A 10681-nucleotide genomic window follows, 5' to 3' on the forward strand; every position below is an offset into this window, starting at 1 on the left:
TCACTCGACGCGCAGCGTGACCATACGGTCGCTGCGGCCGCCTTCGTACGCCTTCTGCTCGGGCTGATACATGCGGAAGTAGCGCGCGGGCGGCAGCGTGAACGTGCCCGGCAACGCGAAGCGCACGAGCTGACGCAGCGCAACCGGCTTGTCGAGCAACGGCACCGGCTGGTGATAACTGAGATCGCCCATTTCGTAGGTCGCCGCGCGCGCGAACGGCTGCGGACCGCTGCCGCCCTCGCCCGGACCCGGCAGACCATCGATGCTCACGCCCCAGCTCGTCGCTTCCACCGAGCCGCCCGGCGGCAGCGGCACGTCGAGCAGACCGTAATGCAGCGCGCCGTTGCCTTGCGGCGTGAGCGTGACTTCGTCGACGTAAAGCGCGTTGCTGTCGATCGCGTCGCCCGATTTCACGCGATGCGCGGCGAACGTGAAGTGACCCGCTTCTTTCTCAGCGTCGCTCGTCGGCTTGATCGGATCGAGTCGATACAGCGTGCGTTCGAGCTTCACCGGCAAGCGGCTCGCCTGCGCCGCGCGGCTGCGATACGACACCAGCGCCGTCGCGTCCGGCCGCGCGCCGCCGACATCGAGCGAAACCGGCAGCGCCGCGCCCGTCCAGTTCCAGACGCTCGCGCCCGTGGGCGTGGTCGTGCGGCTCCAGCCGCTGCCTTGCAGCGTCGGCAACGGCTGCTGCGTGTCGCCGACGCGCGAACCGGCCATCGCCTTGCGCAGCCACAGCAGCGTGAGCGCGCGATCGACGGTCGGATAGGTCGCGCTGCTACGCTGAAGTACGGCGTTCGCATCGACCGGCGTGCCCGCGTCGCCGGCCATCGCCAGCAGACTCTGAATCAGCGGCGTCGGGTTGTCCATCAACGAGGCGCGGGCGCGCGCGGCGAGCGTGTCGAAACCTTCGGGCAAGCTCGCGTTGGTGACGCGCGCCGTGTAGGCCGTCAACACCACAGCCGCCTGCAGACCGCGCGCCGAATCGGGCGCGGCGAACACGAGGCTGTCTTCGGGCGCATAGGCCGCGTTCGCCGATCGTTTGGCATCCTGATCGAACATCGACGAGGCCTGTTGCGCAAGCTGTCCCGCCACGCCCGCGACCGGCGTCGCGACCGGCTGCCCCATCTGCTGCAACAGCCAGAGCGCGAGCGCGCGATGCAGCAGCGGCTCCTTCGCGCCGTTGTCGCGATAGACGTCGAGCGCGTGCTGCCAGTTGCTGTCCGGCAGCGTGATGCCGACGCTGCGGCTCGCGAGCCAATCCGCGTAATACGCGTACGCCGTGATGAACGCGCTGCCGCCCGTGGTGTCGCCCCACCAGCCGAACGCGCCGTTGATGCCCGCGAGTTGCGCGAGGCGCTGACGTTGATTGCGCAGACGCGCTTCGATACCCTGCGTGGCGCTCTGCGGACTCGCGCCATCGGCGTCGCGACCAAGCGCATCGTGTGCGAGCGCGAGCGGAATCAGGCGGCTCGACGTTTGTTCGGCGCAACCGTACGGATACTCGATGAGGTCGTCGGCAACGCGTGCGAACTGGCTCGTGCCGTTCGAGACGAGGCGCACGCGCACGTCCTGCGCGTCGGGTGCGAGCGCGAGCGGTTTCGGATTCGTGTCGAGCGTGACCGGCACCTCGCGCAGATCGAGCCAACCCGGCGCGCCGAGCTTCACCGAGGTCTGCAGGCGATCGACCGGCTTGCCGTTCACGCTCAGGCTCGCATCGACGAGACCCGGAGTAAGCGTTGTGCGCGGCAGCGCCAGATAGTTCGCGCCAGGCTTGAGCGTGACCTTGCGATCGAGCGCGAGCCCCGCGCCGTTCACGGTCCATTGCGCGTCGACGTCGGCGTTGCCCTGATTGAACGCGAGCATGTCGATCACCGGCTGATCGCCGCTGCGGAAACTCGCGGGGCCGCTCCACTTCAGATAGAGCGCCTTGTCCGAGCGCACGTACGCGGTGCGCTGGCCCACGGTGCCATCGGCGGCAATCGCGCGCACGGTGATGCGCCAGCGCGCGAGCGCGTCGGGCATCTTGAACGTCATGCGCGCGTGACCGTTCGCGTCGGTTTGCAGATCGCCTTGCCACGCGGCCGTGTCGATATCGTCGCGACGCGGGCGTTCGAGCACCTTCACGCCGCGCTCGTTGTATTGACCGCGCTGCGGACCGCCAGGCGCGCCGCGCATCGCCGACACCGCGAGGTCGTAGGTGATGAACGAAAGACTCGAGGTCGTGCGCACGTTATTACGGCGCGGATGATAGAAGAAGTCGACGATATCTGGTGCGATTTCCGGCTGCAGTACGTAGACCATTTCGTCGACCACGCTCACGGTCAGATGCGCGGGCAGCGGCTTGCCGCCCAGCGTGCTGCCGAGATCGAGCGTGACGGTTTCGCCCGGCGCATAGACCGGTTTGTCGCTCTTCACCGCGAGGTCGATCGACGGCTTGGCGACCACGATGCCCGCGTTCTGGAACACGTATTCGCCGTCGTGCACGTAGAGCACCGAGAACGTCATGTTCGGCGCGAACTCGGGACCGACCTTGATGCGCGCCTTCCATTGCGTCGGCGCGACGCGCGTGAGGCTCAGCCAGTCGGCGCCGGCCGAAAGCAGCGCGCGCGCTTCGACGCTGTCACGTTCGAGCGTGAGCAATGCGTCGTCGACGGCGTAGGGGAACGTGATGAGCGCCTCGGCCGTATCGCCGATGCGATAGCGGTCGCGATCGAACACGATCTCGACGCTGCCCGGAATCGCCTTGAGGCCGTCGCCCGCGACCCAATGGCTCGACGCCGCGAGCAGATTGCCCGCGTCGTCCTTCACGGAAAGCATGTACGAACCGGGCTCGGCGAATTCGAGCGGGAAGCTCACGCGGCCCTCGGCGCCGGCGGCGGGCAGCGTGCCCTCCGCCTTGGTCTGCGATTCGAGGCGCAGCCATTCCCACTTCGCGGGCTTGTGCGCGGTGGCGGTGGCGTTGGCGTTTGTGCTCGTGTTGGCGCTGGATTTCGCGAGCGCCGCAAGCGTGAACGTCACCCGCTCGTGCGGCTGCGAAAACGACTTCGCCGTGGTCAGGCGATAAGGCGTCGCGCCGCGCGCGATCAGCACTTCGCGCGTCACACGCACGCGATACGCGGCGCCGTCCTGCGCGAACAGCGTCAAAGCGTAGCGGCTCGGATCCTTCGCGGCGGGCAGCGTGAGCGTGACGTCGCCGTTGCTGTCGGTTTCCAGTTCCTGCTGTTCGAGCTTCACCGGAAAGAGACCGGCGTAACGCAATTCGCCGTCGACGATCGCCACTTTCTGCGCGCGCAGCGTCACCGACACCTTGCCGTTCTTCACCGGCTTGCCATCCGGATAGCGCAGCGAAATCTTGCCCTTGGGCGTGTCGCCGGTCGCGTAGTCCGGCTTGTCCATCGTGAGGTTGACGTCGAAGTGCGGCTTCACGTATTCAGCCACGCGGAACGCGCCGCCGTAGCTGTCGCCGTTGTAGTCGAAGCGCAGCGTGTAGCCGCCGCCTTGCGCCGTGGACGGCAGCGTGAACGTAGCCTCGCCGCCCGTTTCCGAGGCGAAATCCACGTTGCGCGTGGCGATCGGCGCGCCGTTCGGATCGAGCACGTCGAGCTTGAGCTGCGCGGGCGCGGCGGGCGTCGACTGATTCGCGCTCTGGAACGTGCGGCCGATGAACTTCACATGCACGGCGTCGCCGGGGCGATAAAGCGGACGGTCGGTGACCGCGTAGATCTTGGTGTTGTAGATCTCGCTGTCGTAATAGAAGTTTTCCGATACGAACACGCCGCCTTGCGGATCGCTGCCGATCACATAGCTGCGTTCCGGCGAAACGTGCTGGAGCACGAGCGCGCCGTCCGCGCCCGTCGCGCCGCTTTGCAGCACGCCCACACCGTCGGTCCAGCTCACATCGGTATTGGCCACGGGCTTGCCGTTGTCGCGGCGCGCGGTCCACACCAGCATGCCGCTCGACGCGGCCTTCACCACCGCGACCGTATCGGACACGAACAGCAGCGTATGCGCGCGGTAATTGCCGATGATCGCCTCGACGAGATAAAGGCCCGGCGGCAGCTTGCCGACCGGAATCATCACGTTGCCCGACGACGCCTCGATGAAATTGCTGCTGCTCCCCGCGAGATTCACGCCCTTCGGCGGCTGAATGGTCTTCGCATTCCAGATCGGATAGCGGAAGCGCGCGACGAGATCGTAGCCGCGCAGCGGCGCGAAATGCGACTGCGGCTCGAAATGCGTCGGCGCACCGGTCTGATCGCCGAGCTTGAATTCGGGCTTCGCTTCGGTCACCTTCGTGCGCGTCGCGAACGACAACACGCGTTGCCATGCACGGCGCGCGTCGCTGACCCAGCGATCCCACAGATACGCGAGCGTATTCGCGAGGCCTTCGCCCTGATAATTCGGCTTGATATTCAGGCGATGCAGATTCTTCTGCGCCTTCAGGAATTCGAGCGGCTTCGGCACCTTGTAGACGACCACATCCGCGCCGCCATACGCTTCGAGTTCCGACTGGAATTCGCGGCCCGGCGCTTCCAGACGCACCTGCGCCACCTGATTGCTGCCGTAGCTCGCATCGGACAGCAGGAAGAACGGCTGGCCGCGCACGACCTGACTGTCGTAGCCGCTGGAAGTGGGTGCGCCGAGCGTGGGATTCGCGTCGATATTCTGTTGCGCGGCGTTCGCAGCGTCGCTGTCGTCGGCCCAGGCGGGCATCGCGCTCATGCCGACACACACGGCGAGCAACGCGATCAGCGACGCGCATCGCGCGTTAGATTTCACACCCGATTTCGCAGCGCGAACGCGCGCGAAAAGACCGGAAAACACAGAGCGTGCGAACACGCGGGCGAGCAGACGTTGCATGGCGGCACTCATGGCGTCAGAAACGCGAAACGAAACACACCGACGAAATTCGGATTGCCGTCGAACGGCTGCCAGCGGGAATCTTTCCATTGCATCAGGTCGGAAACGGCCACGGCGCGCAGACCGTTGTCGGTCGGCGTGACGGTGCCCGTGTGATAAGCGATGTAGCGGTCGAGCCAGATCATCAGATGCTGGTCGTCGCCTTGATCGAAGAACAGCAGATCGCCCGGCAGCGCCTGATTGACGTCGCGCGAGACGAAGCGGCTGTTGCGTTGCACGAGCGCGATGGCCGATGCGTACGCGCCGACGCTGCCGTCGATGCGCGTCCAGCGGTTCGCGAGCGCGCGTTGCTGCTCGTTCAGTTGCAGTTCGGGCGGCAGGCGGCTCGCGTCGGCGACGCTGTTCATGCCGTTCGCCTTGAGCCAGCGCGCGTCGTGCTCGCGCAGCGCTTCCATGGCGGCGAAGCGCACGAGTCCCGCGCAATCGCGTTGCGTCCAGCGCGGCGTGGGCCCGCTGCGCATCTGCTGATCGACGATGCGCACGAACCACGCGCGGAACACGGCCGATTGCTCGGGCGTGAGCGCGTCGGGATCGGGCGCGGCCTGAGTCGGCATGAGTGCGTGCGCGGGCTGCGCGAGCGCGGCGGCCAGCAGCGTCGCACTCGCCGTCGAGCAGCGCACGAGGAACTCGCGGCGGCTCGTCATTCGCCGCTCGTGCCGGGTTGCGCCGGTTGATCGGCGGCGTTGTCGGAGCCTTCGTCTGCGCTACTTCCGGCATCGTTTTGCGCGGCGCCGAGCGGACGCCCCGCCGCCGCGTCGCCGCGCGGTGCGGTGCTTGCTCGCGGCTCGAAGTGCCATTCGACCGGCACCCAGCCCAGCGACGACGGCAGCGAATCGGGCAGACTCAGCGCGAGCGGCGGATAGCTCGCGACCGCGTGCAGCTTCGGCAGCAGATGCGTGCGCGCGGCGTTGCGGAAGATCGCTTCCTGATCGGCCGGCAGCGCGCGGCCCGCCTCGCGCTCGACCAGCGCGGCGGCGGCGGACGGCGTCACCGACATCATCGTGCTCGACAGACGCTGCGGCGCAATCGTGTCGGCGATCGCGGGATAACGCTTGTCGAGCACGGCCAGCGTGTCGTCGACGAGACGCGCATCGGGCGAAAACACCACATAGCCGTGGGCGAGCGCGAGCGTCACCGGGAAGTAGCGCGGCGCGGAAAGCTGCGCCGCGTAGGGCGAGCCCGCGCTTTGCGCCGTGCCCGAGCGCGCGCTCACGGCGCGCGTCCAGAGCGTGACGCCCGCGGACACGTCGCGCGATTGCACCGGCAAGCGGCGATAACCCGCTTCGTTGCCGGCCTTCGCTTCGTAAGCGCCGATCGCGTCGCCGAACACGCTCGCGAGCGCGCCCTTGAGTGCGGCGAGTTGCGTGGCGTCCTGCGTGGCCTCCGGTTTGAGGCGCGCGACGAACACGGGCGCCACGAGCGTCGACTTCGCGTACCAGCACACGCCCGCCGGACCGGCGAACTGCTCGCGCAGGATTTTCGCTGCGCCCTGTTCGGCGTCGCCCAGTTTGCCGAGCAGATCGGCGGCGTCGTTCCAGTCGACCGGCAGGCTCGCGCACGCCGCGGCGTTCGCGGGCAAGGCGCGCCAGATGTCGGCGCTGTTCCAGTGCTGCGGCAGATGCGCGGGATCGATCAGCGCGGCCGTGCTCCATGCGCCGCTGGTATCAGCATCGGCGTTGGCATCGCTCGCGGGCGCGCTTTTGGCGGCCGCGTGCGAGGCGGCGAAGTCGAAGCGCAGCGCGTTGATGCCCGAGAAAAAGGCCTGATAGCCAAACGAGAGATAGTTGACCGAGACGATCACGCGATGGCCGCTCACGTCGGCCGAGGCGTCGTCGAGGCGATAGGTGCGCAGCGCGTCCGCGCCGCCGTCGTCGAGCATCTGCGCGAGCGCTTTCGACCGTTCGCCGATGGCCTTGCCATCCGCATCGAACAGCATGCCCGGCTCCGACATGACGATAAGCCGGTCGCCCTTCGCCGCGAACAGCAGCGTGTGGCCGACCGCGAGCTTGAGCGCGTAAACGGGCACGTCGCCGGACAGCGTGCCGGCCTGGCTCAATTGCGTATCGCTCGCGGCGACATTGGCCATGGCCTGCATCAGCTTCGCGAGGCCGTTACGGCGCATGGTCATCACCCAATAGCCGAGCCGGCCATCGGGCGAACGCCACAGCAATACGCGCGACGGTTCGTCGAATACGCGCTTGATGAGTTCATCGCGCCAATCGAGATCGTGTTCGAACGCGAGACGACGCACCGCGCCTTCGGCGGAAAGCCGCGTGGAATTCGATTCGTAGTAATCGACGAAATCGCGTGTGAGCAGGCTATGCAGCAAAGGCACGCGAATCATGTCGCGCGGCAGGCGGGAAAGCGCCACGCTGTCGACGATGGCGTCGGGATAACGAATATCGAATGCGACTTCGTGTGAACGAAACGCCCCTTTACCGCCGAATGGCCGCCAGATCGCCTGAATGGCGACCAGCGCAACGATTAAAACCGCGGCCGTTATGGCGATCTTTTTGCGCGTTAACTTCATGGGATCAATCGCCCTGAAATTGAATAATGATCTTGTCCTGCGCCGTTGCGCCAGCCTCGGCGGCGAGAATTAATCGCCGCGCGTCTCCCTATTCCCACAAACGGCTTTATGCAGCAGGTCGAATATTAACTGAAAGCTGTTTTAAAAGCATGTTGAATTTGTGATTTTTGACAATTCGGATTATGCGTATCGCTTATCAGATTTAATAAGCAGAAGAAATCAGCGATTAATCGATTTCGATTTCACTGTGATGTACGTCATTAGCGATTCGAAATTTCCCATACGGACAGATGCGCATCGGCCGCCGTATTGCCCGGATGCGCCACGGCGCGGTCGCCCGACGTTCATCGGGGCTACGCGTGAGGTCGTCAATCAACATCGCATAAAAAGCCGATCAGGGTCATTCCCTGGAGATAGTTGCTTGACACTTTACATCTTGTCTAACAACAATTCCTGCTCGATTCCGCGATGGCAACCTCGTCGGAATCGAGGCTCAAGCACAACGAGAAGACACCCAAGTCCATTAGCGAGACAAAACAGGAGGCGTGACCCATGCCAACGCAGAACAACGAAAACGGCCTCGCCCCGGCGCGCCCATCCGGCGCACCGGCCTCTCCCGCCCGCCGCAGTTTCATGGCTTTCGCGGGCGCCACGGCGGGCGCAAGCCTGCTGGGCACGCTGCCCGGCTGCGGCGGCTCGACGACCGCAGCGAGCACCGCAGACACCGGCACGGCTGCATCGGTCGATCCGATCTGGGGCACCGGCGGCGCGGCGCAGCAGATCATCGACGCAGTCCAGCACGTGGCGCTCTCCTTGTTCCCGTCGACCGATTATCTGGTCACGAGCTATGGCGCGCAGCCGCTCACCACGCAGGTCGTGGCCGCGACAGCCTGGAGCCCGGCCATTCCCTGGCTCGGCCAGACGGCCTCGCCGACGAGCCCCGGCGCCGACCAGATGGTGTCGTCGTCGATCACGGGTACGGCGTACGATTCGCGCACGGCATTCAACCAGGCGATCGTGGCGGCTAATGCAGCGGGCGGCGGCCGCGTGGTCGTGCCCGCGGGCAACTGGTATTGCGGCGGACCGATCGTACTGCTTAGCAACGTGAATTTTCATCTGAGCGCCAATTGCACGATCTATTTCAGCCCGAATCCCGCTGATTACGCCGTCGATGGCCCGCACGCCACGGCGAACGGGAATCTCTACTGGACGCGCTGGCAGGCCAACGATTGCCTCAATTTCGGCTCGCCCATTTACGCGTATCAGCAGCAGAATATCGGCCTCACCGGCGAAGGCGACAGCTCGATTCTCAACGGCCAATCGATGACGCCCGCGCAGGCGAATGGCGTGACGCCGTCGTTTTGCTGGTGGACCTTCAAGGGCACGAATGGCGCGTATGGCTGCGCGAGTTCGTCGACGCCTTCGCAGGCTTATGTGAATCCGAACAATGCCGCGCTCACAACCTTGAGCAGTTCGGCGATGACGAATCCCGAGGCCGCCACCCTGCTGCCGCTGCTCGATACGGGCACTTCGTGGGCGCAGGATCAGAACTATCTGCCCGCGCTCGCCGAACTGGGCGTGACGGTCGCGCAGCGCGTGTTTGGCAACGGGCACTATCTGCGCCCATGCATGGTGGAATTCATCGGCTGCACCAACGTGCTGATGCAGAACTACCATACGCAGAACACGCCGTTCTGGCAGCATCATCCGACCGATTGCAAGAACGTGGTGATTCAGGGCGTATTCGCGGACAGCATCGGCCCGAACAACGACGGCTTCGATCCGGATGCGTGCAGTTACGTGCTCGCCGATGGCGTGACGTTCAATACCGGCGACGACTGCATTGCCATCAAATCGGGCAAGGCGCTGGATATCGAATATGGTCCCGCGCAATATCACGTGATCCAGAATTGCACGATGAATAGCGGGCATGGCGGCCTCACGCTCGGCAGCGAAATGAGCGCAGGAGTCCAGAACATCTATGCGCGCAATCTGAATATGCTCAATGAGAATTGGGCGACCAATCCGTTGAATATCGCGATTCGCATCAAGACCAATATGAATCGTGGCGGCGCGGTGCAGGATGTGTGGATCGACGGCGTGACGCTGCCCAACGGCGTCACGCTGGTCGGCAAGGGTTATGGCGCGAGCAATATGATTGCGGGCAGTCCGATTACCGCGTCGGTGCCGGTGGGGACCACGAGTTCGGCGGGATCGAATCCGGCGGCCTCGCAGGGCGGTTTGATCACCTTCGATTGCGATTACAGTCCAGCCGGCGATGCCGTGCGTATCAGCCCGCCGGTGGTGAAGAACATCAACATCTCCAATGTGACGGCGGGCAACGTGACTTCGAGCGGCACGACGGCTTCGTGCTTTCAGGCCATCGTCGCGCAAGGGCCGGTCGCCGCCGACTACAACGGGCCGGCGCCCGCGCCGACCGTACTGCCGATCAGCGGCGTGACGATCACGAACTGCAATCTCGGCACGCCGGTTTGCAGTGGCACGACATCGGCGACGAATCCGGGGGTGATCTACGTGAACAACGTGAATGCGATTACGTTGAATAACGTCGCAATCGGCGGAACGACGTATAACACGTCGCTGGTGGGATAGCGTCGATTGATTGCAGCCAGTATTGCGCCCGGCATTGCGTCGGGCGCATGCGAATTAGCTGGGATTCGGAGCTGAGATTCGGCAGTGATTCAGTGGGATTCAATCGACTTCGCGCGTGGGAATGATTTGCGCGGTGATGGTGCGATTATTCCAGAAGATGTGATGCACGCGAGGCTGCAATGTCCGCAGTATTTCCTCGCTGGCACTCGCGTAGTGCAACAGCGCGGCGGGATGCGCGCCGGTGCCCGTCACGCGCTGAATATGATCGAAGGACGGGAAACCGTACTTCTGCAAAAACGCGTTGATCTCTTCGTCGGCGATGTTTTCTTCTACATTGCCAAGCAGCAGGTCGGCCATGATGCCCTCTCTTCGCTGTCGACATCGACAGCACGTTCATCGTTCGTATGACGATGATAATGTGCAGTGCAACATCGTGCCAGCAAACTGGCTAAGCCGCGAGGTTTACGAACGAGACGGATTTTGGCGACGCGTATTTCCCACGCCCAAACGCCAGAACCCCGGCTCTCTTCTGGAGAAACCGGGGTTCTGGACGTACTGCATAAGAAGCCTGACGATTACCTACTTTCACACGGGCAATCCGCACTATCATCGGCG

5 protein-coding genes are annotated in these 10681 nt (G+C 64.6%); 1 reads left to right on the plus strand and 4 read right to left on the minus strand.

Translation table 11 applies throughout. The features are described from left to right. The 3 genes from SB764_RS36580 to SB764_RS36590 all read right to left on the minus strand — a co-directional run bounded on the left by SB764_RS36580 (position 1) and on the right by SB764_RS36590 (position 7453). On the minus strand, positions 1–4725 hold the full coding sequence (locus SB764_RS36580) for an alpha-2-macroglobulin family protein (RefSeq protein WP_410866268.1): 4725 nt from the start codon (positions 4723–4725) through the stop codon (positions 1–3). A gap of 146 nt (positions 4726–4871) precedes the next feature. Next, positions 4872–5567 carry a DUF1175 domain-containing protein gene (locus SB764_RS36585; protein ID WP_110329949.1) on the minus strand — a complete coding sequence of 232 codons (696 nt, stop codon included), beginning with the start codon at positions 5565–5567 and terminating at the stop codon, positions 4872–4874. Continuing rightward, positions 5564–7453 (minus strand): DUF2138 family protein, encoded by a 1890-nt coding sequence (locus SB764_RS36590; RefSeq protein ID WP_183038866.1) that lies wholly within the window; start codon positions 7451–7453, stop codon positions 5564–5566. The genes SB764_RS36585 and SB764_RS36590 overlap by 4 nt, the downstream gene beginning before the upstream one ends. Positions 7454–8005: 552 nt before the next feature. Between SB764_RS36590 and SB764_RS36595 the strand changes: the two genes are divergently transcribed. Then, positions 8006–10066 carry a glycoside hydrolase family 28 protein gene (locus SB764_RS36595; RefSeq protein WP_410866267.1) on the plus strand — a complete coding sequence of 687 codons (2061 nt, stop codon included), beginning with the start codon at positions 8006–8008 and terminating at the stop codon, positions 10064–10066. Between the two features lie 99 nt (positions 10067–10165). Here SB764_RS36595 and SB764_RS36600 read toward each other — a convergent pair whose 3' ends face one another. Continuing rightward, complete coding sequence (locus tag SB764_RS36600) at positions 10166–10423, minus strand: hypothetical protein (RefSeq protein WP_065057738.1); 258 nt, start codon at positions 10421–10423, stop codon at positions 10166–10168. Between the last annotated feature and the right edge of the window lie 258 nt (positions 10424–10681).

It is taken from the genome of Paraburkholderia sp. SIMBA_027, assembly GCF_046535315.1.
Taxonomy (GTDB): Bacteria; Pseudomonadota; Gammaproteobacteria; order Burkholderiales; family Burkholderiaceae; genus Paraburkholderia; species Paraburkholderia tropica.

Bases quoted from the DNA above. Each gene is read 5' to 3' on its own strand.
- SB764_RS36600 (WP_065057738.1), bottom strand. From the start codon at position 10,423: ATGGCCGACCTGCTGCTTGGCAATGTAGAAGAAAACATCGCCGACGAA.
- SB764_RS36595 (WP_410866267.1), top strand. From the start codon at position 8,006: ATGCCAACGCAGAACAACGAAAACGGCCTCGCCCCGGCGCGCCCATCC.
- SB764_RS36580 (WP_410866268.1), bottom strand. From the start codon at position 4,725: ATGAGCGCGATGCCCGCCTGGGCCGACGACAGCGACGCTGCGAACGCC.
- SB764_RS36590 (WP_183038866.1), bottom strand. From the start codon at position 7,453: ATGAAGTTAACGCGCAAAAAGATCGCCATAACGGCCGCGGTTTTAATC.
- SB764_RS36585 (WP_110329949.1), bottom strand. From the start codon at position 5,567: ATGACGAGCCGCCGCGAGTTCCTCGTGCGCTGCTCGACGGCGAGTGCG.